General features: G+C 64.0%; 20 protein-coding genes. 13 read left to right on the top strand and 7 right to left on the bottom strand.

What is annotated here, in order from left to right:
• Window positions 1-2 precede the first annotated feature (2 nt).
• Together JI59_RS09430 and JI59_RS09425 are read left to right on the top strand one after the other, a co-directional pair.
• Window positions 3-1,226 carry an acyl-CoA dehydrogenase family protein gene (locus tag JI59_RS09430; protein WP_007012979.1) on the top strand — a complete coding sequence of 408 codons (1,224 nt, stop codon included), beginning with the start codon at window positions 3-5 and terminating at the stop codon, window positions 1,224-1,226.
• Between the two features lie 3 nt (window positions 1,227-1,229).
• On the top strand, window positions 1,230-2,294 hold the full coding sequence (locus tag JI59_RS09425; RefSeq protein WP_007012980.1) for an acyl-CoA dehydrogenase family protein: 1,065 nt from the start codon (window positions 1,230-1,232) through the stop codon (window positions 2,292-2,294).
• On the opposite strand, the gene JI59_RS09420 is transcribed toward JI59_RS09425, so the two are convergent.
• Complete coding sequence (locus tag JI59_RS09420; RefSeq protein WP_007012981.1) at window positions 2,285-3,136, bottom strand: Coq4 family protein; 852 nt, start codon at window positions 3,134-3,136, stop codon at window positions 2,285-2,287. The genes JI59_RS09425 and JI59_RS09420 overlap by 10 nt on opposite strands.
• On the bottom strand, window positions 3,133-4,947 hold the full coding sequence (locus JI59_RS09415; protein WP_007012982.1) for an acyclic terpene utilization AtuA family protein: 1,815 nt from the start codon (window positions 4,945-4,947) through the stop codon (window positions 3,133-3,135). The genes JI59_RS09420 and JI59_RS09415 overlap by 4 nt, the downstream gene beginning before the upstream one ends.
• Before the next feature lie 134 nt (window positions 4,948-5,081).
• On the opposite strand from JI59_RS09415, the gene JI59_RS09410 reads away from it, so the two are divergent.
• Entirely contained in the window at window positions 5,082-5,873 is a 792-nt protein-coding gene (locus JI59_RS09410; protein ID WP_038575903.1) for an enoyl-CoA hydratase/isomerase family protein, read from the top strand.
• A gap of 115 nt (window positions 5,874-5,988) precedes the next feature.
• Here JI59_RS09410 and JI59_RS09405 read toward each other — a convergent pair whose 3' ends face one another.
• Together JI59_RS09405 and JI59_RS09400 are read right to left on the bottom strand one after the other, a co-directional pair.
• Entirely contained in the window at window positions 5,989-7,020 is a 1,032-nt protein-coding gene (locus JI59_RS09405) for an alcohol dehydrogenase catalytic domain-containing protein (protein WP_007012984.1), read from the bottom strand.
• Between the two features lie 23 nt (window positions 7,021-7,043).
• Window positions 7,044-7,826, bottom strand: a complete 783-nt coding sequence (locus JI59_RS09400) for an enoyl-CoA hydratase-related protein (RefSeq protein ID WP_007012985.1) — start codon at window positions 7,824-7,826, stop codon at window positions 7,044-7,046.
• A 273-nt stretch (window positions 7,827-8,099) separates the two neighbouring features.
• On the opposite strand from JI59_RS09400, the gene JI59_RS09395 reads away from it, so the two are divergent.
• Genes JI59_RS09395 through JI59_RS09385 form a run of 3 tightly spaced genes read left to right on the top strand, consistent with a single transcriptional unit; the run spans window position 8,100 to window position 12,387 of the window.
• Window positions 8,100-9,602: a class I adenylate-forming enzyme family protein gene (locus JI59_RS09395; protein ID WP_007012986.1), complete on the top strand. Its 1,503-nt coding sequence runs from the start codon at window positions 8,100-8,102 to the stop codon at window positions 9,600-9,602.
• Window positions 9,599-10,792 (top strand): CaiB/BaiF CoA transferase family protein, encoded by a 1,194-nt coding sequence (locus JI59_RS09390; RefSeq protein ID WP_007012987.1) that lies wholly within the window; start codon window positions 9,599-9,601, stop codon window positions 10,790-10,792. Before JI59_RS09395 ends, JI59_RS09390 begins: the two co-directional genes overlap by 4 nt.
• Window positions 10,793-10,821: 29 nt before the next feature.
• The gene (locus JI59_RS09385) at window positions 10,822-12,387 is read left to right on the top strand and encodes an AMP-binding protein (protein ID WP_007012988.1); all 1,566 of its coding nucleotides are present in this window, start codon (window positions 10,822-10,824) and stop codon (window positions 12,385-12,387) included.
• A gap of 119 nt (window positions 12,388-12,506) precedes the next feature.
• On the opposite strand, the gene JI59_RS09380 is transcribed toward JI59_RS09385, so the two are convergent.
• Window positions 12,507-13,046: a nuclear transport factor 2 family protein gene (locus JI59_RS09380; RefSeq protein ID WP_007012989.1), complete on the bottom strand. Its 540-nt coding sequence runs from the start codon at window positions 13,044-13,046 to the stop codon at window positions 12,507-12,509.
• Between the two features lie 276 nt (window positions 13,047-13,322).
• Between JI59_RS09380 and JI59_RS25635 the strand changes: the two genes are divergently transcribed.
• A complete protein-coding gene (locus JI59_RS25635) occupies window positions 13,323-14,255 on the top strand; it encodes an AraC family transcriptional regulator (protein WP_160289729.1) in 933 nt (310 codons plus the stop codon).
• Window positions 14,256-14,312: 57 nt separating this feature from the next.
• On the opposite strand, the gene JI59_RS09370 is transcribed toward JI59_RS25635, so the two are convergent.
• Window positions 14,313-15,515, bottom strand: a complete 1,203-nt coding sequence (locus JI59_RS09370) for an acetyl-CoA C-acyltransferase (protein WP_038577394.1) — start codon at window positions 15,513-15,515, stop codon at window positions 14,313-14,315.
• Between the two features lie 363 nt (window positions 15,516-15,878).
• Here JI59_RS09370 and JI59_RS09365 point away from each other — a divergent pair, with 363 nt between their 5' ends.
• The 4 genes from JI59_RS09365 (at window position 15,879) to JI59_RS09350 (ending at window position 20,739) form a co-directional block, all read left to right on the top strand.
• Window positions 15,879-17,876 (top strand): oxidoreductase, encoded by a 1,998-nt coding sequence (locus JI59_RS09365; protein WP_038577391.1) that lies wholly within the window; start codon window positions 15,879-15,881, stop codon window positions 17,874-17,876.
• 13 nt (window positions 17,877-17,889) lie between these two features.
• A complete protein-coding gene (locus JI59_RS09360; protein WP_160289728.1) occupies window positions 17,890-18,678 on the top strand; it encodes an EthD domain-containing protein in 789 nt (262 codons plus the stop codon).
• 164 nt (window positions 18,679-18,842) lie between these two features.
• Window positions 18,843-20,303, top strand: coding sequence for an aldehyde dehydrogenase family protein (locus JI59_RS09355; protein WP_007012994.1), 1,461 nt, complete (start codon window positions 18,843-18,845; stop codon window positions 20,301-20,303).
• Between the two features lie 43 nt (window positions 20,304-20,346).
• On the top strand, window positions 20,347-20,739 hold the full coding sequence (locus JI59_RS09350) for a VOC family protein (protein ID WP_007012995.1): 393 nt from the start codon (window positions 20,347-20,349) through the stop codon (window positions 20,737-20,739).
• 76 nt (window positions 20,740-20,815) lie between these two features.
• On the opposite strand, the gene JI59_RS09345 is transcribed toward JI59_RS09350, so the two are convergent.
• A complete protein-coding gene (locus tag JI59_RS09345) occupies window positions 20,816-22,231 on the bottom strand; it encodes an MFS transporter (RefSeq protein WP_007012996.1) in 1,416 nt (471 codons plus the stop codon).
• 91 nt (window positions 22,232-22,322) lie between these two features.
• Here JI59_RS09345 and JI59_RS09340 point away from each other — a divergent pair, with 91 nt between their 5' ends.
• Window positions 22,323-23,183, top strand: coding sequence for a MaoC/PaaZ C-terminal domain-containing protein (locus JI59_RS09340; protein WP_007012997.1), 861 nt, complete (start codon window positions 22,323-22,325; stop codon window positions 23,181-23,183).
• 50 nt (window positions 23,184-23,233) lie between these two features.
• Entirely contained in the window at window positions 23,234-24,397 is a 1,164-nt protein-coding gene (locus JI59_RS09335; protein ID WP_038575896.1) for a thiolase family protein, read from the top strand.
• Window positions 24,398-24,408 lie beyond the last annotated feature (11 nt).

Here is a 24,408-nt window from a genome sequence, read left to right as displayed (position 1 = left end):
CTATGTCCGAAACCCTGACGAGCGAAGCGATGGATGCGTTGGACGACGAGGATTTCCGCAGGCGGGTCCGCGCCTTCATCGCCGCCGAACTGCCGCCTGAAATGGCGGCGCGCACTTTGCTCGGCTATCACCCGCACAAGCCCGACGTGGAATTCTGGACCGCGAAGTTGAATGAACGCGGCTGGGCGGCGCTGAACTGGCCTGTCGAATATGGCGGCACCGGCTGGTCGATCACCAAGCGGCATATCTTCGACGAGGAATGCTATCTTGCCGGCTGCCCGGCAGTGAACCCGCAAGCGTTTCATCTGGTCGGCCCGATCATCTATGCCATCGGCAACGATGCGCAGAAGGAATTCTTCCTGCCCCGGATTCGTTCGGGAGAGCATTTCTGGGCGCAGGGTTTCTCCGAACCCAATGCCGGTTCCGACCTTGCTTCTCTGCAGACGCGCGCGGTGCGCGACGGTGATGACTATATCGTCAATGGCCAGAAGATCTGGACCTCGGAGGCGCAATACTGCGACTGGGTGTTCTGCCTTGTCCGTACTTCGACCGAGGGCAAGAAGCAGGCCGGTATCTCGTTCCTGCTGGTCGATCTGAAGTCGCCCGGCATTACCATCCGCCCGATCATCGGGATCGAGGGCGGACACGTTCTGAACGAGGTTTTCTTCGAAGACGTGCGGGTACCCGTCGCAAATCGCATCGGCGAGGAAAACAAGGGCTGGACATATGCCAAGCAGTTGCTCGGCGCGGAACGGACGTTTTCCGCCGTGGTGCCCCGTTGCAAGGGACTGGTCGCGCGCATCAGGGCCATTGCGGCCGGCAATGGCAGCAGCGGCGCAGGGCGCCTGATCGACGATCCGCATTTCGCACGCCGCCTCGCCCAGCTCGAGATCGAACTGATGGCACATGAAGCGACCCTGCTGCGGGTCGTGGCCGAGGAAGAGGCGCAAGTGAACCAGAACTCGCCTACGCCCTCCATCCTCAAGGTGAAGGGGACCGAGCTGTTGCAGAAGCTGGGCGCACTGGCGATCGAGGCACTGGGCGAACATGCGCTGCCGCACTACGCGGAAAGCGACTACCTGATCGAGCCGCCTGCCGATGCCCCCGGGGATCCTGCGGCATACGGCGTGGTCTCCGACTTTCTCTATCACCGATCGGCGACGATCTATGGCGGCGCCAACGAGGTGCAGCGCAACATCATCGCCGCACAGCTTCTGGCGGGCTGATCCATGCATCTGAACTTCCTCCCCACCGATGAACAGGCGATGCTGCGCGACAGCGTTCGCCGCTGGGCCGCCAACCGCGACGTGCGCGAGGCGGGCGATGCCGTTGCCGATTGGGCTTATGGCGCGGAACAGGGCTGGCTGATGGCGGGCCTGCCCGAAGAGGCGGGCGGCCTGGGCGGCAGCGACGCCGACAGCGCGATCATCGCCGAGGAGCTGGGCCGCGCGCTGGTGCGCGCGCCGCTTGTCGAGAGCGGTATGGTGGCGGCGCATCTGTTGCTGGCGGTTTCGGCGGAGCGTGCCGAAGAGGTTGCCGTCGGAGGCGCGCAGCCGGTTCTGGCCCATGACGAACCGGGTATGCGCGGGCATTATCTTGCCTTGCAGACCAGTGCGCGCGAAGCAGAAGGCTGGACATTGACCGGCCGCAAGGCTGGCCTGGTGGGGGAGGCATCCACCCTGTTGGTCAGCGCCGCTATGCCCAATGGCGGCATCGGCTTGTTCGAAGTCGCGCCCGAGGGAGCGCCGCTGCGCCGCTACGAGACCATCGACGGCAGGCAGGGCAGCGAACTCCTGCTGGATGCGACAGCGGCGACGTTGTTGCTGGAAGGTGAGGCCGCCCGCGGCGCCTTGTCCGAGGCGATCGACCGTACGCTGGTCCTCGAAAGCGCCGAAGCGCTGGGCGCCATGGAAGCCGCCTTTCATATGACGCGCGACTACTTGCTCACTCGCAAGCAGTACGGCCAGTTGATCGGAGACTTCCAGGCCCTGCGCCACAGGCTTGCCGATATGTTCATCGAACTGGAGCAGGCGCGTTCGATCATTCAGGTCGGGCTTGCCGGGCTCGCTTCTGGCCGCGTGGACGAACGCGCGCGGCTTGCCGCCGCGACCCGCGCCCGGGTGGCGCAGGCGGGTCTCTTCGTGTGTGGCCAGGCAATCCAGCTGCACGGCGGGATCGGGGTGACGGACGAATACCCCGTCGGTCATTTCTACAAGCGTATCGTCGCCTTTGCCGCGCGCCACGGAGGCGACGCGCGGCAGGTCGAACGCTTTGCCGAGTTCAGCTATTCCTGATCGAAGACGGATGGCGTCTTCACCTGCTCGGTGAAGATCCGGTCCATATCTTCGGTGTCGACATCCTCGGCATGGCGATAGCCAAGCATTTCGCGCGCTTCAGGGATCGAAAGATGGAGAGCGTCCTCGTAGCGCATCATCATGATCGGGTCGGACGTGCGCCCGATCTTCAGCCCGCGCTCCATCATGTCCATGACGATGGGCCAGGTGTCCGGATAATGCAGAAAGCTGCGGAACAGCAGCCGGCTGCCGCCGAAGATATAGATCAGTGAAAATTCGGTTGCGACCTCGGGCGCGAGATGGGTGTGCGGATTGGACAGCCGCACCATGTAGGGCAGGATCTCGCCCAGCGAGTTGAACTGCCCGCCCGTCATCAGATGCTCGAAATCGTGGATCTGGCCATTGCGCTTCTGGATGAATTCCCAGTCGCTGGCAGGGGGCGTGTTGGCCCAGCCGAAGTTCACGGCTATGCCATATTCGCTGATGTACTTGTAGTATTTCCCGCCGAAGCTGTCCTTCGGGAACCTGGAGAAATCCTCCTTGGTCAGCGGCGAGAGATATTTTTCCTCCACCCACGCCCGGAAGGCGGGATTGCGCATTTTTTCCGCATCGATCAGCGTCTGCATCCGATCCGGCGTGCGCATGTCGGTCAATGCCTGGGCGAGGCCAAGCGTGGGATCGGCAGGTATCGGCAGGTCGGGCCCGTTGCGGCGCAGGAGATGCAGCTGGAGCCATTCGCGCAGGCCGGCATGATTGAGGAAGCGCGACGAACTGACGAGGCTGCTGCTGGTCGTGGGCACCTGTTCGATGCCGGCGTGGAAATAGCTGTAATCGCGTTTCATCGGCCTTGTGCCTCCTGAATCTGGGCGTGGATTGCGGCGGGTACCGGCACGGGGAAGTCGAGCAGCCTCTGCGCCATGCCTTTCGCTGCGGGATCGAGTCCGGGGTGCGAAAGCATGCCGCCGCCCATCGCGTCGTCGACGACGAGATTCAGGGCGTCGATCCCGGGCACCGGATAGCGGATCACCTCGATCGTGCCGGGGTCCCGGCCCAGCACGGGGGCATAGTGCCGCGCGACCATTTCGGGCGTCAGGGCATGGTAAAGCCAGGGCAGATAATCCGGCTTGCGTGCAACCACGCCGACGTTGAACAGGTTGCCCTTGTCCCCGCTGCGCGCCCATGCCAGCGCGACGAGCGGAACGCGGAATGCGGCATCGGCCGCCGGTGCGGCAGGCTCTGCGACCCTGCCGCGCGGGAGTTGCTTGTGCTGCGACGTCATCGGGAATGCCGTGTCGCAACCGTCCATCCCGATGGTCAGCGTAACCGCTTCGCGGGGCAGCAGGAAGCTGGCGAAGCGGGTAAGGGGGCGCACGGTGGTGCCCAGCGGCACCGAAGTGCCGACTGCCATACTGGTGATGACCGAGCTTTGCTCGCGCGCAAACTGCGCCGCGCCGGCCATTGTCGGGTGATCGGCCACCATGCGGCAGATCGCCGTGCCGACGCCGCCGGTCGCGCTGCCGATGACGTCGGCATGCTGCAAGGAATAGGCGGGCAGCCCGCGTTCGGCAGCCAGTCGATCGCACCGATTGAACAATTCGCGCGCGGTGCGCTCGGCCTTCGCGCCCGCCTCGAGGCCGATGATCGGGGTCAGGACGCTGGCTCGCCATCCCTTGTCCCAGGTGAGGGCGGCCTTCAGCATCGACGGCGCGCCGCTTCCTCTGGCCCCGGAAACGCGCACCCGATCCGGGCCGTTTTCCTCGATCCGCACGTCTGTCCAGTCGCACACGACGTCGGGCACAGTATAGGCGGCGGGGTCGCCGACCTCATAGAGCATCTGTTCCGCGACCGTGCCGCGGTTGATGAGGCCGCCGGTGCCCTCGGGCTTGGTGATCTCGGAGCTGCCGTCGGCTCGGCAAAGCGCGATGGGAAAGCCGATATTCGCCCAGTCGGGCACTTCGTGCCAATCGGTGAAAGTCGCACCGCAGACCTGCGTGGTGCATTCGATCAGGTGTCCGGTCAGCGTGCCGGCAGACAGCAGGTCGAAATCGCTCGCGTCCCAGTCGAATTCGTGAACAAGCGGTCCCAGGGTCGCGGCGCTGTCCACCGCCCGGCCGGTTATCACGATGTCGGCGCCGGCCGCCAGGGCTGACGCTATGGCGAAGGCCCCGGTATAGGCCGTGAGGCTCAGGACCTGGTCGGCCGCCTGCAATTGCGCGCCCAGATCGCCGCCATCGAACATGTCGGCCGTGCCGGGCGGAACCAGTTCACCGGTTCGGTCGGAGAGGTCGTCGCCCGAGATACTGGCGATCCTGAGCGAGACGCCTGCCTCGCTGGCGGCCTTGCGCAGCGCGGCGGCACATCCCTGCGGGTCCAGCCCTCCCGCATTGGAGACGACCTTGATACCGCGCGCGGCCAGTTCGGGCAGGAAAGGGGTCAGCTGCGCATCGACGAAATCGGTCACCCAGGCGGGGCCGCCGGCAAGCCTTGTCCGGGCCAGGATGCTCATCACCCCTTCGGCCAGGCAATCGAACACCAGATAATCGAGTGCGACGCCGCTGTTCAGCAATTGCGGCATGGCGATGCGGCTGTCGACGAAGGATGCGCTGACGGCACCTATCCGGACAATCCGCGAATGAGCTTGCTTTTCGGTCATTGCCTCTCCCTTGTGCTTTCTAGCACCGTGAGGGCATTTGTCCAATAACAGATACCTCAATTGTCTTTCCGCTATTGAGGAAACTCAATCGGGCCGCTACCAGACATACCAAGAGAATGAAGAGGAACCGCGGCATGTACGAGAACTACGAAGCGCTCAAGGTCAGCAGGGAAGGCAAGGTCGTGACTGTCGCCTTCAACCGGCCCGAGGTGAAGAACGCCACCAATCCGCGCATGCATCAGGAACTGGTTCGGGTTTTCCCCGAGATCGGTCGCGACCCGGATGCTCATGTCGTGATCCTGACCGGCGAAGGCGATTGCTTCTCGGCCGGTGGAGATGTGTCCACGCTGAAAAGCTCGCTCGACGACCATGTCCGCTGGAACGAGAGCATGGTCGAGGCCGCCGACATCGTGAATGCGGTGATCGATCTCGACCGACCGGTCATCGCGCGCGTTAACGGCCATGCGATCGGCCTTGGCGCAACGCTCGCGCTGTTCTGCGACATCGTGATTTCCACCAGGCGAGCCAAGATTGCCGATCCGCACGTGGCAATCGGACTGGTCGCCGGCGACGGCGGTTCGATCATCTGGCCCGCGCTTGTCGGCTATGCCCGGGCAAAGAAGTATCTCCTCACCGGCGACGCGATCAGCGGTGAGGAAGCCGCCGAAATCGGCCTCGTCACCGAGGCGGTCGAGCCCGAGGAACTGGACGCACGCGTCGCTCACTATGCCGAGCGCATCGCAAACGGGGCAGCCGCGGCGATCCGCCTGACCAAGAAGGCGGTGAACCTCGACCTCAAGGCCCGCGTCGATGCGATGCTGCATGCGCATCTGGGCCTTGAAACGATGTCGCACCTGTCGGAGGATCACCGCGAGGCGGTCATGGCGTTCCTCGAAAAGCGCAAGCCCGTCTTCACCGGCAGATAAGCGAACGCGATAGCTGAATGACGAACTCCTCGACCCGGGCAAGTGTCGAAGGGTTCGTTATTCGTCGCAGGGTACGCGAAATCCGCCGGCCTTCGATGACGGGAAGCGCGTTCGTTCAGCCGGGGGCGATCACGAGGCGATGTGCCATGCCGCCCTGCGCGATGCGGCGATGCGCCTCGGGCGCCTGCTCGAGCGACAGCACTTCCACTGGATCGGGAGAAATCGCCCCGCTGGCAAACAGGTCCAGGACCGTGATGGCATCCTCGCGATATTCCTGGGGCAAGGCTCGGCGGCGTTGCAGGATATTGTAGAAGCCGGTCGTTCGTCCTGACCGGTCAAGAGCCGCGCGCAGCGGAAAGCCGAACTTCAGCCGGGCGAAACTGGCCATGGCACTGATCAGGCCGGCGTTGGCGTCGAGGTAATCCTGAAGGCCGAAACCTATCAGTTTCCCCCCCTTCGCCAGCGAAAGCCAGCTGGTTGTCCAGCTATTGCCGCCGATCGCATCGAAGGCGGCCATGACTCCGCCGCCGCTGGCCAGGCGGATAGCTTGCGCCAGATCCGGGCGACGATAGTCGAGCGCCTCGGCGCCGAGGGTGCGCACGGCATCCAGATTTCGGGCAGAAGCCGTGCCGATGACGCGCAGCCCGCGCTGAACCCCCAGTTTCACGAGGGCACGCCCGACTGAGCCACTCGCTCCCACGACGAGAATCGCATCGCCCCGCTTCAGTTCTACCTCGCGAGTCAGCATTTGATAGGCCGTCATGTACATCAACGGCACCTGCACGGCGTCCTGCGGCGCAACGCCTTGCGGCACGGGGATCAGGTCTTTTGCGGGCAGCACCGCGTACTGGGCGTATCCGCCGTTCATCGGCATGTCGCAAACGGTCGTTCCTGGAGCCGGAGCGGAAACGCCTTCGCCCAGGGCAATCACCGTACCTGCAAGGTCGTAGCCGGGGGTGACCGGCAGCCCTCCCTTGTAGTCGATGTACTTGCCGCGTCTGACGATGGTGTCGGTATAGCCGACGCCCGCTGCGTCGATCCCGATCAGTGCTTCACCTCGGCCGGGGGTGGGCACGGTGTCGAGTTCTTCGATCTCAAGCCGCTCCGGTCCTCCGTATTCGCGGACAACGATCCTTTTCCAGTTCAAGTGCCTGCCCCTTGCGAAGCCGTTCAACTGCCGGTGAAGACGGGTGGGCGCTTTTCCATGAAGGCGCGCACGCCTTCCTGGTAATCCTTGGTCCCCCCGGCGGCGCGCTGGTGGTCGCGCTCGGTTTCCAGCGATGCGCTGAAGCCTTCATCCAGTGCCACGCGGACCTGCTTTCGGATCAGGCCCAGTGCCGCCGTTGGCATGGAGGCCAGCTTGCGCGCGACGGCCGTTGCTTCTTCCGCGACAGCTTCATCATCCACCACCCGGGCGATCAGCCCCATTGCTGCGGCTTTTTCCACCGGCAGCCTTTCCGCCAGCAGCGCCAGTTCCAGGGTCCTGGCCCGCCCGATCGATTGCGAGATCAGCCAGGTTGAGCCCGCATCGGGCACCAGACCGATATTGGCGAAGGCCAGCAGCAGATACGCCGAACGTGCGGCCACGACGATGTCGCCGCACAGGGCAAGTCCCACGCCTGCCCCTGCGGCAAGGCCGTTGAGGCCCGTCACGACCGGGATCTTGCTTTCCGAAAAGGCCCTGGCCATCGGGCTGAAATAGTCTTCGACGAGTTGGCCGAGGTCACGCTCGCCCGTGAAACCTTCGCCGAGCCTCGCTCCGGTGCAGAATGCGCGGCCTTCACCCGAAAGAAGAATCGCACGTGCGCCGTCGTCATGGGCGCGCTGCACCAGCTGCGGAATGCCGGCGAGCATTTCGTGGGAAAGGGAGTTCAGCTTGTCCGGCGCGGACAGCGTGATTCGGGCAATACCCTGGTCCAGTCCATAACGTAGTTCTTCGCTCTCGCGGGTCATAGTCTCTCACCAATTGCGGTTTCGTGAAGGTAATCGTGATCGTGTTGCCGCGCCCGTTGCAGGACGGCTCGTGGCATATACCTGTCGCATCTAATCAAATATCGCAATGACTGCCACCATGGGGCGGCGCATATATTCGTGGCGTGCCCGTCGCCGGGCTCCGGGGACGCTGGGCGGGCAAATTCGGACGCCGGCGACATAATCGGCACTCGACCCGGCGGGATTGTGTTGCTAAGAAAACATATACCTCAATTGGGAGAGTCATTTCAGGCGATGGAACTTGCGGCGACAATCGACGGCGTTCTGTTGATCGATCCAACCAGAGATGCGCTGGAATTCGGGCGCGAATGGCTGACTTGGGAAGAGCTGGACCGGCGCAGCCGAAAGCTGTGCGACCTGCTCGACGCAATCGGCGCGGGGCCGGACACGCGCATTGGCGTGCTGCTGCGCAACCACTGCGATCTGGTGCCCGTGCTGCTCGGCCTGTTTCGGTCGGGACGGTGCCTGGCCAGTTTGAATGCGGTTTCCCCCGATGCGAAGCTGGCAGACGACATTCGCGATGCGGCCGTTCCGGTGCTTGTGGCATGCGGCGCCGACTGGGAGCGTCCCGACATCCTCGCCGCCGCGCGGGAGGCGGGATCGGCGATTGTGTCGATCGACGGCTCCGGCATGTCTGTCACCGAATCGGCGATCTCCAGCGATGCGCAGCGCAGAATGGCCCCGGGTGTGGCAATCGAGATGTTGTCCAGCGGCACGACCGGCAAGCCCAAGCGTATCCCGTTGCCGCGTCGCAACCTCGAAAGGGCGCTGGCAGGCGCGGCTTCCTATGAGAAGGGGCGCGATCCCGATGCGCCGCCGGCCTTGCGTTCGGGCGTTGCCGTGGTCACTGCGCCGCTGGCCCATATTGCAGGCATCACCGGTGTGATGAACAACCTGCTGGCGGGCCGCAAGGTGTGCCTGATCGAACGCTTTACCGTCGAGGGGTTCCGCGATGCGGTGGTGCGCCACCGGCCCAAGGTGGCGGGCGCGCCGCCATCCGCCCTGCGCATGATCCTCGATGCCGACATTCCGAAGGAAGACTTCTCCAGCCTCGTTGCCTATCGTACCGGGACTGCCCCTCTCGATCCGGCATTGGCCGATGCCTTCTACGAGAAATACGGCATTCCGGTCCTGCAGAACTACGGCGCGACCGAGTTTGCCGGCGGCGTTGCCGGCTGGACCCTGCAGGACTTCAAGGCGCACTGGAAGGACAAGTACGGCGCCGTGGGTCGCCTCAACGCCAACGTCGAGGCCCATGTCGTCGATCCCGACAGCGGCGAGGAACTGGCACCGGGCGAACAGGGCCTGCTGGAACTGCGCGCGCCCAATGTCGGCGATGGCAAGACCTGGGTTCGCACTACCGACCTTGCCGTGATCGACGCGCAGCGGTTCCTCTACATCAAGGGTCGCCATGACGGCGCGATCATCCGCGGTGGATTCAAGATCATGCCGGATGACGTGATCAAGGCGATGCAGTCGCATCCCGCGGTGCGCGAAGCGTCCGTGGTGGCGCTGCCCGACCGGCGTTTGGGGCAAGTGCCTGCGGCTGCGTGGATCGCCAAGGACGGCGTCGATGCGCCCGACGAGGCGGCATTTCGCGAATGGTTGAAAGAGAAGTTGCTGCCCTACCAGGTCCCGACGCGCCTGCTGCAGGTGGACGATCTGCCTCGCACGCCGTCGCTCAAGCCTTCGCTTCCGGACGTGCGTGCTCTCTTCGAGACGGCGCAAGACGCATGAGCGCTCTGCAAGGGATAAGAGTTCTCGACTTCGGCCGCTACGTCGCGGGCCCCTATTGCGCCACGCTGCTGGGGGATTTCGGTGCGGACGTGATCCGCATGGAGCGTCTCGAGGGCGGAGAGGACCGGGGGATCGCGCCGGTGCCCGACAGCGGCGACGGCGCGCTGTTCCTGCAGATGTCGCGCAACAAGCGCTCGGTTGCCTACGATCCCCGGGCGAAGGGCAGCGCTGCGATGGTCGAAAGGCTGATCGCCGATGCCGATGTCGTCGTCGTCAATGTACCGCCTTCGGCGCTGGGGAAGATGGGCCTGGACTACGCAAGCCTGAAGCGCATCAAGCCGGATATCATCCTCGCCAACGTCAGTTCGTTCGGCCCGAACGGACCGTGGACAGACCGCCCCGGCTTCGACAGCGTGGGACAGGCGATGTGCGGATCCCAGTACCTTTCGGGCTCGGGAGACACACCCTATCGCACGCCGATCACATGGGTCGACCATGCAACGGCGGTCTATGCCGCCTTTGCCGTGATGGTGGCCCTGTTCGAACGGCAGAATAGCGGGCGCGGGCAGGAAATCGACGGAAGCCTGCTGGGCTCGGCCCTGGCGTTCTCCAGCACGTTCCTGATCGAGCAGGCGCTGACCGGCCTCGGGCGGACGGCCATCGGCAATCGCAGCTTCCTCAACGCGCCGACCGACACTTTTGCCGCAAAGGACGGTTTTGTCGTCACCCAGGTCGTGGGCGATCCGATTTTCCGCCGCTGGGCGCAGCTCATGGAAGAACCGCACTGGCTGGAGGACGAACGTTTCTCGAGCGATGAGAAACGCGGCGAGAACGGCGAGGAACTCTCTGCGCGCATGGCGCGCTGGGTCGCGGAACGTACCGTGGCCGAAGCGCTCGATCAGCTGGCGGCGGCGCGTATCCCTGCAGGACCGGTGCTTTCGCCGCAACAGGCGCTCGAGCACGAACAGGTGCAGGCGATGGGGCTGATCCATCACCTGGATCACGCGCGTCTGGGACGGAGCGTGCCGCTCACCCGCGCGCCGATCAACTTGTCGGAAACACCTGCCGAAATCCGCAGGCCGGCGCCCGGTGTGGGCGAGAACACGGCCCAGGTGCTGGGTGAGGCGGGTTATTCACGCGACGAGATCGACGCCTTGGCGGCGTCCGGCGCAATCCGCGTCGCGGGCTGATACAACGTGTGGGAAAGAGGGTTCGAGCGGTGACACAGGACAACCTGGCCCAGGGGATTGAGCCGATGACGATACCGGGCCTTGCCCTGGCGGCAGCCCGGCGGTGGCCCGATGACGAGGCTATCGTCGATGGCCCGGTGCGCATCAGCTTTGCCGAATTGGCAAAGCTGATGCGCGAGGTTGCGGCGGCTTTCGTCGCCGCGGGCTTGCGCGAAGGCGAACGGGTTGCACTCTGGGCTGAAAACTCGGCGGACTGGATCGCCGCGTGCCTCGGGCTGCAGGCGGCTGGCGGCGTGCTGGTGCCCCTGAACACGCGCTACAGGCAGGGCGAGGCGGCGGACATCGTCGCGCGCAGCGGCGCCGCGTTCGCGGTCGGTTCGCCCGAATTCCTCGGTTATCGCTATGCCGATACCCTGCGCCAGATCGAAACCCCGGGGCTGCGCAGGGTGATCGAACTCGGCGGCGAGGACTGGGCAGCGTTCCTGGCCGCGGGCAAAGGACACGAGGCCGAAGCGGACCGTCGGTTGGCCGATCTTCCCGGTAGCGGCTTGTGCGATATCATGTTCACCAGCGGCACGACCGGCGCCCCCAAAGGCGTGATGGCAAGTCACGAACAGACCGTGCGCACCGCGCGGCTATGGGCCAATGCCACGACCATCACGCATGGCGATAGATTCCTGATCCTGTGGCCGTTCTTCCACTGCTCCGGCTACAAGGCCGGCTGGGTGGTGAACCTTGCCATCGGTGCGACGACCCTTCCGATGGCGCAGCTTGATGTGGGTGACCTGACCGATCTCGTCGAGCGGGAGGCGGTGACTTTCCTGCCCGGCCCGCCAACCCTGTTCCAGACGCTGCTGGCCGATCCCGCCTTCGACCGGAAGACGATTGCATCGCTCCGCGTTTCCATCACCGGCGCCGCCTCGGTTCCGCCGCAGATGATCGCCGACATGCGTGAGAAGCTCGGTATTCCGACGGTGCTCACGGGTTATGGGCTGACCGAAGCCTGCGGAACGGTAACGATGACCGCACCCAGCGATCCCCCCGAGATCGTGGTCAGAAGTTGCGGCAAGGCGATTGAGGGGGTCGAACTCAGGCTGCTCGACGCGTCCGGCGCAACCGTCGGCCCCGGCGAGCCGGGCCGGGTTCTCGTGCGCGGCTACAACGTGATGCAAGGGTATCTCGACGATCCCGAAGCGACGGCGGAAGCCATAGACCGGGAGGGCTGGCTCGACACCGGCGATATCGGCGTAATCGATGCGAATGGCTACCTGACCATCACCGATCGTTCCAAGGACATGTTCATCACCGGCGGCTTCAACTGTTATCCGGCGGAAATCGAAGCCATGTTGCTCGATCATCCGCAGATCGGTGCGGTAGCGGTGAAGGGCATACCCGACGAACGCATGGGCGAAGTCTGCGCGGCCTGGATCGTGCCCGTTGCGGGAACAAGCCCGGACAAAGCCGACATCACAAGCTGGGCGCGCGAGCAGATGGCCAATTTCAAGGTGCCGCGGGCGATCGCATTCGTCGATGATCTGCCTCGCAACGCCACCGGGAAAGTGCAGAAGTTCCTGTTGCCCGAGATCGCGCGCTGATCGGCCGCGGCCGGCGAGAGCAGATACCAAAAGCCCGTCCACGCCAGGAGCTTCCGGCGAAGACGGGCAAATAGTCGCCGGCCTCCTATCCGGAGGCCGGGATTGCCAGGCGTTTTCGATCAATCGCCCTTGTAGGTCCAGGGCGTGCGGTCCTCGGCGGGCGGAAGCTCGTTCAGCGCACCTTCGAGATCGTCCGTGCGGACGGTGAAGCCGCCCACCATGGTGGTCTTCTTGATCTTCCAGCCGTCGTCGGTGCGGACATAGTCGTTCACGCGCTGCGAGAGGCCCAACATCGGTTTGTCCTCACGGAAACCTACGAGCATGAGCATGTTGGAATAACCTACGGCCGTGTCGCCATCGAGGTCGACCTTCTCGTTCACGCTCGTCTGGAACACGAAGGGCAGGGGGCCCGCGTCGCCGTAATAGAAGTCCCAGTATTCCTTTACTTCCTGGCGGCCGCGCGGGCCCTTGCCGGGTTCGTGCAGGCCCAGCACCTCGATGGTGGCATCGTCGGTCAGATAGTCCAGGGCTTCCATGCGCCCGGCCTGCTTGCCGACGAAGCCGCCGGTGCAGGCGTAATGGAACTTGAAGAAGGTATCCTTGATCTCACGGACGTCTTCCAGTTCCTTGACGCGCTGTTCAAGCGTTTTCTCACTCATCAATAATCCTCTCAGGTGGTTGAATGCCGCTGGGTTGCGAACGTATCGGGCCCGCCACGATTGTCGATAGCGCGAGGGGCAAGAGTGCTGGCATTCCGTCCAAAATCGTGAACCTGCCGCAGGATTGCCCGGGGCGCGGGCAGAACCGGACGCCCCATTGCCGCCGCGTCCGAAAGACCTTAGCTAATGCTCCCCGGGGCTGGTCGCGTCGGAAAGGGTGCCGGAAAGGAATGGAAGCGGATGGATCGGGCGCAAAGCATAAATCTGAGCAAGGCCTTGAGCGCGCTCCATCTGGTCAGCGCCAAATGGGCGACGATCGATCTGGGGCCGGGATGGGGTTTCTCGCTGGACAACGATCCCAATCTGATCGCCGTGCATTTCGTGCTGGACGGTGTGCTGGAGGTTTCCTGCACGCATGACGAGCCGCAGGTGTTTGCGGCCGGTCAGTCCTTCATTCTGCCCAATGGGGCCGGTCATGTGGTCCGAACGGGATCCGGCGCAAAGCTCTCCCGGCTGGGCCATGTCGGGGCGCAGGAAGACGAGGCCCTGTCCGCCTTCGAAGGGGAAGACAGCCCGGTCCACCTGATGTTCGGCACCTCGCGCACCGGCCGTCCCGCGGCCACGGTGCTGAGCGGGCAGATCGGTCTGACCTGGCCGGAGGATCTCCTTCCTCCGCGTGCCTTGCTGCCCAAACTGATCGTGGGTAGTCCGGGATACAGGCTCAACTCGCCTTCTGCGGAAGAGGCGGTTCGATCCTTGCGCGAAATGGCTGATGCGCCGGGCGGCACGATTTGCCTTGCCCGCTTCGCGCACCTGCTGGTCACGCGGCGCCTGCGCGAACAATTGCTGCAGGAACCCGAACTGGTCAGCGCGAACCCGCGATCGAGCGTGGCCATCGCCCGCGTGGTGCAATCCATTCGCATGGAACCGGGCCGTGCGTGGTCGGTCGCCAGTCTCGCGCGGCACGCGGGGATGTCGCGATCGGGATTTGCGGAGAAATTCCGGCAGGAAACGGGCCGCACCCCGATGGAGGTGGTCAGCGCCGCGCGCATGGACATGGCCGCCCGCCTGCTGCGGCGCTCGCGCGAGCCGATCAAGGCCATCTCGGCCTCGACCGGCTATAGCTCGAGTACGGCCTTCATACGCACGTTCCGCCGCCATTTCGGACAATCGCCCACCGATTTCCGGGAGCAGTCGGGGCAGGACTGAGCCGCCCGGGCCAGAACCGCTGGCCGGCCTCCACCGCCTCGGATCTCGGCAGTGCGGTCAGGCGACTTCGAACAATCCCGCCGCTCCCATGCCGCCGGCAACGCACATCGACACGACAACATATCGCGCGCCGCGGCGCTTGCCTTCGATCAGGGCATGGCCCGTCAGGCGGCTGCCGGTCATGCCGAAGGGGTGCCCGATGGCAATGGCTCCGCCGTTCACGTTCAGCCTTTCCGGATCGATGCCAAGCTTCTGCTGGCAATAGACCGCCTGGCTGGCGAACGCCTCGTTGATTTCGAACAATCCGATATCGGATATCTTCAGGCCTGCCCGATCGAGCAGTTTGGGGATGGCGAAGATGGGGCCAATGCCCATTTCGTCCGCGCCGCAGCCCGCTACCTGAAATCCGCGATAGATGCCGAGAACCGGCAAGCCCTCGCGCTGCGCGGTGGCCAGATCCATGAGCACCTGCGCCGAAGCCCCGTCGGAAAGCTGGCTGGAATTGCCCGCCGTGACATTGCGCCCCTCGGCAATCTGGAGGCCGTTGCTGAATACCGGCTTCAGGCCCGCCAGCGCCTCATAGGTCGTTCCGGGCCGGATGCCCTCGTCCCGTTCGAGCGTGACGGTCTCTTCTCCGGTGCGCTCGCCCTGCTTGTCGTAAAGAGCCTTGGACACCGTGATCGGTACGATCTCCTCGTCGAAGCGGCCCGCTTCCTGCGCCTCCGCCGCGCGCAGCTGACTGAGCGCGGCGAACCGGTCCTGCTGTTCCCGGCTGACGCCATAGCGTTCGGCCACCACCTCGGCCGTCTCGATCATGGCCATGTAGGCCGTCGGGTCGGCCGCCTTCACGAATTCGGAACGGTTGCGGTATTGCGGCGCATGCGCGTTCACCGTGAGCGAGATGCTCTCGGCTCCGCCCGCAACGGCGCAGTCGATCTCGTTGCAGATGATGCCCCGCGCCGCCAGCGCAATGGCGTTCAGACTCGATGAGCACTTGCGGTCCATGGTGATGCCGCAAGTCGTGTCCGGCAGGATCGAGCCCTGGACGGTAAGCCGCGCCAGGTTGTAGCTGTGGGTTCCCCATTGGTTGGCGACGCCCAGGTAGACGTCGTCCACGCGGGCCGGATCGATGCCGGCGCGGTCGATGGCGGCATCGACAACATGGGACGAGAGCACCGGAGCCTCCGTATCGTTGAAGGCACCCCGGTAAGCCTTGCCGACGGCAGTTCGCGCAGTCGAGACGATGGCTGCTTCACGCATACCCGTTATTTCCTCTTCCTTGGTGACGCGCGGCTTCACAATATGTCCGATTGCCCGCGGGCCGGGCGCCAACGCTGTCGTGCAGCGCTTCGTCCCTACTCGAGGTCTATCTGTCGAGCGTGTCGCCGAGTGATCTTTTCCGATACCTCAAAATGATTGTAATGCAATGAAGTTTCCAGACTTCGTGCGGTGACTTCGCATAACGCCTATTGATTAAGTTACCTGAATGTGTCTTTGTGAGCAACCGGCAGGATGGTTGGGACCAGCTTAGCGGACTGCGAGGCCATCGCGCAAATCGCTTCGCGGCTGTAGTGTCCCCTCCTGTCGGCCATGAATTTGCCGCCAGATGCAAATGAGGATGTCTTGAAGAAAGCGTACACCAACCTGTTTTCGCCGATCCAGCTCGGCTCGCTGAAGCTGAAGAATCGGGTCGTCATGGCGCCGATGTCCACTTCTCTCGGCGGTATCGACGGGCGGGTGACTCCCGATCAGATCGCGTTCTATCAGGAGCGGGCGCGTGGCGGCTTCGGCCTGATCGTGGTGGAATTCACTAGCGTCGACCCCGATACGGGGCGGACCGAACTGCATCAGCTTTCTCTCGAATCGGACCGCAACCTCGACGGACATTACCGGCTGGTCGATGCCTTGCATGAAAGCGGGGCCAAGGCTTTCCTCCAATTGCAGCATGGCGGCCGTTTCTCACCGGCCAAATTCCTCAAGGACGGCATCGTGCGCGGTCCCAGCCGGGTATGGTCGCGCAAGGATCCGACGAAGCTCGTCGTCGAGGAAATGGACGATGCGTTGGTCAGGCGCCTTGTCGATGCCTTCGGCGCGGCTGCCGGACGTGCGGCGCGCGCCGGTTACGACGGTATCGAGCTGCATGGCGCACACGGCTATCTGCTTTCGCAGTTCATGTCCCCGCTCTCAAACCAGCGCGACGATGCGTGGGGTGGCGACGCCGAGCGACGCATGGCCTTCCCCATCGCCGTCATAAAATCGGTGCGCGAAGCGATCGGCGACTTGCCGTTCTGCTATCGCATTTCAGCAGACGAGTTCGTCGAGGGCGGCCTCGACATCGACGATACGGCGCAGATTTGCCGCCACCTCGTCGACGCGGGCATCGACATCATCCACGCGAGCACCGGTCGCGGGCCGCAGTCGTTCGACAAGGTGATGGAGCCGATGTCGGCGCCGGAGGGCTGGCGACTTCCTTATGCCCGGCGCCTGCGGGAAGCGACCGGAGTGCCGGTGATCGGCGTGGGCCAGATCCGCCTGCCCGAAACCGCGGAAAATGCGATTGCCGATGGCGACTGCGACCTTGTCGCACTGGGCAGGCCCTCGCTGACCGATCCCTACTGGCCGGCCAAGGCGCAAGCGGGCACCCCCGAACTGATCCGTCCCTGCACGACCTGCAATTTCTGCATCGCTGCGGAGAACCTGCACCGCGTAACCTGCGCCGAGAACCCGCGCACGGGCCGTGAACTGCAGGCCCCCATTCCCGCCGATCTGGGCATCGGGAAGAAAGCCATCGTGGTAGGCGCAGGCCCGGGCGGGATCAGCACAGCGCTGATGCTGATCGAGGCGGGGTTCGAGACCCATCTCTATGAAGCGCGCGAGACGCTGGGCGGCGGGATCATCGCCTCGGGTGCGCCTCCGGGCAAGGAACTGCTGCTGCGGTACCGCGACTATCTCGATCGGCAGGTGACGAAAAGCGGCGTGTGCACCCATGTCGGCCATGCCGTAACGGCAGACGAGGTCGCCGCGCTGAGCCCCGATCTCGTAGTGATCGCCGCCGGCACGCGCCGCCGCAGCCACGGCATCGAGGGCGAGGACAGCGCAATGGCGGTCGAGGCCTACGACCTGCTGATGGGCGACAGCGACGTTACCCTTGGCGAAGGGGATCGGGTCGTCGTCTACGGCGGAGGAGAGACGGGCTGCGAGGCGTCGGAATTTGCCGCAGCGCGCGGGGCGATGGTCACTCTCGTCACCCGCTCGCGCGCGGACCAGCTCGCCCGTTCGGCAGAGATGGTCTATCGATCCAACCTCGTCGACAGGCTGATGCGCCACGATCGTATCACAGTGCTGGCCGGGCACCATCTGGTGAGGATCGGCGACAGGCTTGCCGTCGTGCGCAATGGGGACGGCGCTGAAAGCGAACTGGAGGCGGACTACGTGCTGCTGGCCCAGGGCCGCGATCGGCAATCGGAAATTGCCGACGATTTGATCGCAAGGGGCATTCCCACCCATATCATCGGCGACAGTCGCCAGGGCGGGCGTATCGGCGATGCGGTGCATGACGGCTACGAAGCCATGCGCGCGATCATCGCGCGCTACGGTAAGATTCAGACCGCGCTGTGCTGAAGGGATGACCGCCATGCAGCGAAGACCCGGCTCCACGGCGCGCCAGTTCGTGCCCACGCCCGGCTTGCAATACAAGCTGATCTATCTCGCCCGCCGCAATCCGGCGCTGACGGCCGATGAATTCCCGGCCGCCTGGCGTTCGCATGCACAGCTTGCGGGCAGCTTCGCGACAAGCCTGGGCAAGCATTTTCTCAGCTCGCGCCAATGTGTGAAGCGCCCGCTGGAAAACTTGCCCGAGGCATTCCGGAACGAATACGATGGATCCACGATCCTGGGAATGAAGAGCTGGGATGACCTGCTCGCCGCGCGCTATCATCCCCATTCGCTGGACGAATTGCAGAAGGACGAAGAGCGCGTGTTCGCCGGCGCGGTGGATGACTGGACGATGGCGGTCGAGGAAACCGCGATCGTGGATGGCGAGCCGGGGGATCATGTGTTGCTGGCATTCCTCGCCCCCGCGCGGGACGCAGGCGACGACTTCGCAGGCCGTTCGCTGGCCCTGGCGCGGGACATGGCGCAAGCGGCTCCGGCTGCGACGCGCATCGTCTGGAACCGTGTGGTGGATCCCGCTTCCGCCTATCGCTTCGCCGCGGTAACGGAATGCTGGTTCGACAGCTTTGATGCAGCGGCCCGTGCCGCCGCCGATCCGCAACTGGTCGCCGCGCTCGGGCAACACGGCATCGCCGACCGCGATGCCAGTGTACGCCTGTTCGCCTGTATCAATCCGGGCAGGCCGCTCGGCACGTCGGACCGTCCAAGCACGATGGATCGAAACGCTAGCCATGATGGCGGGGGAAGCTGAATTTCCTCCACTTCGGGGCGAAAACGCAATTCGCCCTGCATCCAGAACGGTGAACGCTAGGTCCAATGGATGTGAGGCGTGTTTACTCGCGGTGTCGGGGAAGCCATCATCCGCAATGACGCAAAATAACATGGCTGCCTGATGCAGCGGGAACGAAGATGCCTATGAAACCTGCAAACATTTCGGCCCTTCCGAAGCCCGGCTTCGTGATCGGTGGAAAGAAGACGACCGAAAGCTCCATCGGAAGCTACGACCATCTCTATCCGGCCAACGGTCAGTTGACCTATGCCGTGCCGCTTGGCGGCAAGAAGGAAATGGACGAGGCCGTGGCAGCTGCGCGCAAGGCCTATCCCGCCTGGCGCGCCATGCCGGTGAATGAAAAGCGCAAGCTGATGAACCGCTTCGCGCAGGTCATTCGGGACCATGGCGAAGAGCTCAAGGCGATCGTGATGGCGGAGAACGGTTCTCCGCACATGATGGCCGATGTATTCCCCGAATGGATCGCGGACCTTTTCGAATACAACGCGGGTTGGGCCGACAAGATCGGCGGCGACATGATCACGACATGGCCGGCCCCAGCCTTCGATTACACGATCGACGAGCCTTACGGCGTCATCGGCATCATCGTGCCGTGGAACGGCCCGGCGATTTCGTTCGGCCAGATGATCGCGCCCGCGATGGCGGTGGGCAATACCTGCATCATCAAGCCGTCGGAGTTTGCTCCCTACAGCTGTATCAGGCTGGGCGAACTGGCTCTGGAAGCGGGCATTCCCGAAGGCGTCATCAATGTCGTTCCCGGCGGCGGCGAAGGCGGTACCGCGCTTTGCAGCCATCCGGGCGTCGACAAACTGCATTTCACCGGTGGCGGCCATACCGCACAGAAGGTGCTGTCCGCTGCGCAGCCCAATCTCACTCCCGTGGGACTTGAACTGGGTGGCAAGTCCGCCCGGCTCGTCTTTGCCGATGCCGATCGTCAGACCGCCATCCAGGCCGCACTGATGGGATGCATTCCGATGTCGGGCCAGGCCTGTATCGCCGGCACCCGCGTGCTGGTCGAGGATTCGATCTTCGACAGTTTCGTGGCCGACGTGCAGAACGCCGCCAGCTATATCAAGGTCGGCGATCCCGCCGATGCCGATACCGCGATGGGCCCGCTGATCCACAAGCAGCAGATGGACCGGGTGCTCGGTTTCGTCGACCGCGCCAGCAGCAATGGCGCCAGGATCGTGAGCGGCGGCGAGCGGCTGGGCGGCGATCTGGCGGACGGGTTCTTCGTCGGCCCGACGCTGGTTGCCGATGTCGATGCCAGCCACGAAGTCGTGCGAGACGAGGTGTTCGGCCCGGTCGTCAGCTTCATGCGCTTCAGGGACGAGGAAGAGGCCGTGCGCCTGGCGAACGCTACGCCCTACGGCCTCGCTGCCTATATCGAGAGCAATGACCTGAAGCGTGTGCATCGCGTTGCAGAAGCGCTCGATGCCGGCAGCATCCTTGTGAACAACGCCTACGGGCTGCCCGTCGCGGCACCTTTCGGAGGCAACAAGCAGAGCGGTGTCGGCCGCGTAGGCGGAATTCACGGCATTCGCGAATTCGTTCGTACCAAAAACGTGTATATCAATATGGCGTGATCCCGCGCGGGATTACGGCCAGAGCATTTTCGAGGAGAGTGACATGGCAAAGCTTCGGCACATCGCTATCAATGTCGAGGATCTCGACAGGGATGTCGAATTCTACAAGGGTACCTTCGAACTGGAGGAAGTCGGCCGGGCCGGTACTCCGGACATGGGGGCCGTTTACCTCAGCGACGGTGTGATGAACATCGCGCTCATCAAGATTTCGGATCCGGACTACCCCAACTATAATCCGCGCGGTCTCAATCACATGGGTTTCGTCATCGACGAAAGCATGGACGATGCCATCGAACGTGCCGTGAAGCATGGCGCCAAGCCGATGGTCGATCCCAACGACCGCGATGCGGGCGTGACCTGGGAAATGAAGATGCGCGCGCCCAGCGGCGTCGACTTCGACCTTTCCGAGCATGGCTGGCCGGGCATCAAGCTCTGAAAGACCACGAGCCGAGGAAATGAAAAAGGGCCGGATCGCGAAGATCCGGCCCTTTTTCTTTGTCGGTCGGGACCGATCAGCCTTCCCCGGCCTCGTCGAGCGCCTCGCGGGCGCGCAGTGCCGGGCCATAGCTGATGGCGAGGCTGACGAATGCCACGACGCCGCAGACCAGTCCGACGCTGGCCACCGACCAGCCAACCTTGACCGGATCGCCGAAGACGTCCTCGGTAAACAGCGCCATGGCCGTAGGGCCGGCCAGCAGTCCGATCAGCGTGGCGATCATCGTGGTCAGGGCAATGGCCTGTCCGCGGAAGGCAGCGGGAGCCCCTTTCTGCATGGCGACGACCATTGGGCTGTTGAACGGGGCGGCCAGGTGATAGATGCCGATGAACACCATTGCGACCGCGATGCTTCCCGCGAAATAGAACCCGCCGACCGCTGCCACCATGGCAACGATAGAGGCGAACATCAGGTACCGATGCGGCGCATTGCGGATGCCGCGCGCCTCCATCCAGTCGATCAGCGTGCCGCCGCCGATATATCCGACAAGTCCGCAGAGCATCTGTACCAACCCGAGCGTTACGCCCACTTCCGCCATCGACAGTCCGAAAACGCGGGAAAGGTAGGTCGGGGTCCAGCTCGTAAGTCCATAGGCAAGGGCTGCCAGTGCGCTGCACCCTATCGATAGCCCGCCGACGAACAGCCAGTTCTGCTTCAGCCATGACAGGTAGCTGGCTGGAAGCGCGTCGGTGGCCGAAGGCGCTATGTCGGGCCCGCTTTCCGCCAGCGCCGGCGCATTGAAATTCTCGGTGCCCGTGTGCGGCAGTGTGCGCGGGCTAGTGCGCCCCGGTAGCAGGAAGGTCAGTAGCGCCAATGCCAGTCCGGGCAGGCCCAGGATCAGGAATACCATCTGCCAGGGCCGTGTTTCGCCGGCCAGGGGCAGTACCGCGGTGCCCACGGCTTCGGTGGCGCTGACCAGGAACCCGCCGCCGAGGATCGCCATGCCGCCGCCCAGCGCTGCCGCGCTTGCCAGGATGCCGGTCGCCCGGGCGACCTGCTTCTTTGGAAACAGGTCGGGGATCATCGCAAAGGCGGCGGGAGCCAGTGCCGCTTCGCCAACCCCGACGAAGAACCGCGCCATGAATAGTTCGCCAAAGCCGTTGGCGATCCCGCCAGCCGCGGTAGCCAGCGACCAGACGGTCACCCCGCCATAGATCACCCACCGCCGCGAATAGCGATCCGCCACCCATGCCAGCGGCAGGCTGGCAAGGCCGAAGCACAGTGCGAAGGCAACGCCCGTGAGCAGGCTGACCTGGACGTCGTCGATCCCCAGGTCGAGGCGGATCGGGTCGACCAGCAGGACAATCACCATGCGATCCGCGTAGGACAGGATCGTGAACAGGGTCAGGATCGCAAGCGCGAGAATGGCCTTGGGATGGCGCTTCGCCAGCCCCGCGTGCTGCGCGCCTCCACCTATGTCAATTCGCTCCATGTGATCCGTCTCATCCCTTTCTTTTCGATTGCAGAGTTGTTACCCAAAGAGGTATCTGTTTTCAAATCTTCTCGAGGAGAGTGTCAACAACATGCTGGCCGCGGAAAAATTGCTGGCGATGCCCGCCGACGTGAAACGCGTCGACTGGTCTGCCCGCGACACCATCATATACAACCTTGGAATCGGTTGCGGCGCTGCCGCCATCGAGGACGAGAAGAAATTGCGGCTCGTGCTGGAAGATCGTCTGGCTGCCTTTCCTACCATGGCCACTGTCATGGGCATGTCCCTTGCCATCTTCGCCAGGGACTTCGGCATTGTCTATAACGGCGTCCTGCACGGTGAGGAGTGGATTACGCTGCATCGTCCATTGCCGGCCGACGGCAATTTCGAAGTGGCAACCCGCGTCGAGAAGATCTGGGATCGCGGCACGGAAAAGGGCGCGATCCTGCAGACCTGCAAGACCATCCGCCGGCAGGGCGAGGGCGAGCTGATCGCCGAGACCCGCACGGTGCTGATGCTGCGGAAGAACGGGGGCTTCGGCGGCAGTGCAGAGGGCGCACCGCGCGTCATGGCGGCGCCTGAGCGCGAAGCAGACACCAGCATCACTCTGGAGACGAGGCCGGAACAGGCCTTGATCTATCGCCTGTCGGGCGATGCCAACCCGCTGCACGCGGACCCGGAAGTGGCGAGGAAGGCCGGCTTCCCGGGGCCGATCCTGCATGGCATGGCGACCTACGGCGTCATCGCCCGCGCGGTTGTGGATGGCGTATGCGCGGGCGACGAGCAGAAGCTTGCCGGTTTCGGTTTGCGGTTTTCGAGTCCGGTTTATCCGGGCGAAACCCTGCGAACCGACATCTGGACGCTGGGCGAAGGTAAATTCGCGTTTCAGGCTACCGCTGTCGAGCGCAACGTGTTGGTTGCCGTGGGCGGGCAGGCTACGGTCAACAAATAAGAAGCTGCGCATACGCCCCTGGCGGCGCCCGCGCGACGAGAGGAATTCAAATGGCTTTTCCGCAACGAGAAGCGGCCATCGTAGGTGTGTACACGACCGAACAGGCTCGGGGGCTCGATCGCACGATGTGGTCGCTGGAGCTTGAGGCGATCAAGGGTGCGCTCGACGATGCCGGCCTCAGCCACACGCAGGTCGATGGGTTGATCCCGATGGCCTATGAGACGCCCCTGAACCTGCATATGGCCTGGGCCGAGCAATTGGGCGGCAGGCCGATCACCTACATGGATGTGGGCAACGGATCGTCCGCCGTCGCCAAGGCGACCAACGCCATCGCGGCGGGCATGGCGAACGTCGTGGTGATCTATTTCGCCAATGCCAACAATCCCAACGGCCCGCGCCAGCTGAAGATGATGGACAAGGCGCCTCGGGTCGAGGACTGGCAGTTCATGGTCCACGGCGCCTATATGTCGGTGTGGTACGCGATGTGGACCCGCGCCTACATGCATGCCTATGGCACGCCGCAAGAGGTGTTCGCCGAATATCCGGTGCAGATGCGGGCCAATGCGATCCTCAATCCCGATTCCATCATGGGGCCCAAGGGACCCATCACGGTGGAAGACGTGCTGAATTCGCGCATGATCGCCTCGCCGCTACACCTCATGGAATGCCCTCTCGACAATGACGGCGGCTATGCCATCGTCGTCGCGTCCAAGGAAATCGCTCGCGACTGCAAGAAGAAGCCGGTCTGGGTGCTGGGCGGCGCCGAAGCGACCTATACCGACAGCTACAAGACCATTCCCTCGCCATGGGACGATCCCCGCGGCCAGGCGGTGCGCCGTTGCAGCGACATGGCGTTCGACATGGCGGGCGTGAGCCGCGATGAGATCGACGTCGCCGGCCTGTACGACTGTTTCGCCGTCACCGTCGCCCGAGACCTTGAGGAAATGGGCTTCTGCCAGATGGGCGAGGGCGCTGATTACATGAAGGAGGGCCACCTCTACCGCGGTGGCAAGATGCCTGCCAATACGGATGGCGGGTTGATGGCGAACAGCCATAACGGCAATCCCAGCGGCATGCATACGATCGAGGTGACGCGCCAGCTTCGTGGCGAATGCGGCGCGCGCCAGCTCAAGGATCCCAGGATCGGCGTCACCCTTGCCCAGGGGTGGTCGGTCCACGGCCTTGCCGGCACACTTCTTCTGGCTGCGGACTAAGCGAGGCTTAT

It is taken from the genome of Novosphingobium pentaromativorans US6-1 (assembly GCF_000767465.1).
GTDB classification, from domain to species: Bacteria; Pseudomonadota; Alphaproteobacteria; order Sphingomonadales; family Sphingomonadaceae; genus Novosphingobium; species Novosphingobium pentaromativorans.
This window is presented reverse-complemented; position numbering and strand designations above follow the sequence as displayed.

Bases quoted from the DNA above. Each gene is read 5' to 3' on its own strand.
- JI59_RS09415 (WP_007012982.1), bottom strand. From the start codon at position 4,947: ATGACCGAAAAGCAAGCTCATTCGCGGATTGTCCGGATAGGTGCCGTC.
- JI59_RS09360 (WP_160289728.1), top strand. From the start codon at position 17,890: ATGCAGCGAAGACCCGGCTCCACGGCGCGCCAGTTCGTGCCCACGCCC.
- JI59_RS09340 (WP_007012997.1), top strand. From the start codon at position 22,323: ATGCTGGCCGCGGAAAAATTGCTGGCGATGCCCGCCGACGTGAAACGC.
- JI59_RS09395 (WP_007012986.1), top strand. From the start codon at position 8,100: ATGGAACTTGCGGCGACAATCGACGGCGTTCTGTTGATCGATCCAACC.
- JI59_RS09425 (WP_007012980.1), top strand. From the start codon at position 1,230: ATGCATCTGAACTTCCTCCCCACCGATGAACAGGCGATGCTGCGCGAC.
- JI59_RS09345 (WP_007012996.1), bottom strand. From the start codon at position 22,231: ATGGAGCGAATTGACATAGGTGGAGGCGCGCAGCACGCGGGGCTGGCG.
- JI59_RS09335 (WP_038575896.1), top strand. From the start codon at position 23,234: ATGGCTTTTCCGCAACGAGAAGCGGCCATCGTAGGTGTGTACACGACC.
- JI59_RS09390 (WP_007012987.1), top strand. From the start codon at position 9,599: ATGAGCGCTCTGCAAGGGATAAGAGTTCTCGACTTCGGCCGCTACGTC.
- JI59_RS09420 (WP_007012981.1), bottom strand. From the start codon at position 3,136: ATGAAACGCGATTACAGCTATTTCCACGCCGGCATCGAACAGGTGCCC.
- JI59_RS09380 (WP_007012989.1), bottom strand. From the start codon at position 13,046: ATGAGTGAGAAAACGCTTGAACAGCGCGTCAAGGAACTGGAAGACGTC.
- JI59_RS09400 (WP_007012985.1), bottom strand. From the start codon at position 7,826: ATGACCCGCGAGAGCGAAGAACTACGTTATGGACTGGACCAGGGTATT.
- JI59_RS09350 (WP_007012995.1), top strand. From the start codon at position 20,347: ATGGCAAAGCTTCGGCACATCGCTATCAATGTCGAGGATCTCGACAGG.
- JI59_RS09355 (WP_007012994.1), top strand. From the start codon at position 18,843: ATGAAACCTGCAAACATTTCGGCCCTTCCGAAGCCCGGCTTCGTGATC.
- JI59_RS09410 (WP_038575903.1), top strand. From the start codon at position 5,082: ATGTACGAGAACTACGAAGCGCTCAAGGTCAGCAGGGAAGGCAAGGTC.
- JI59_RS09370 (WP_038577394.1), bottom strand. From the start codon at position 15,515: ATGCGTGAAGCAGCCATCGTCTCGACTGCGCGAACTGCCGTCGGCAAG.
- JI59_RS09430 (WP_007012979.1), top strand. From the start codon at position 3: ATGTCCGAAACCCTGACGAGCGAAGCGATGGATGCGTTGGACGACGAG.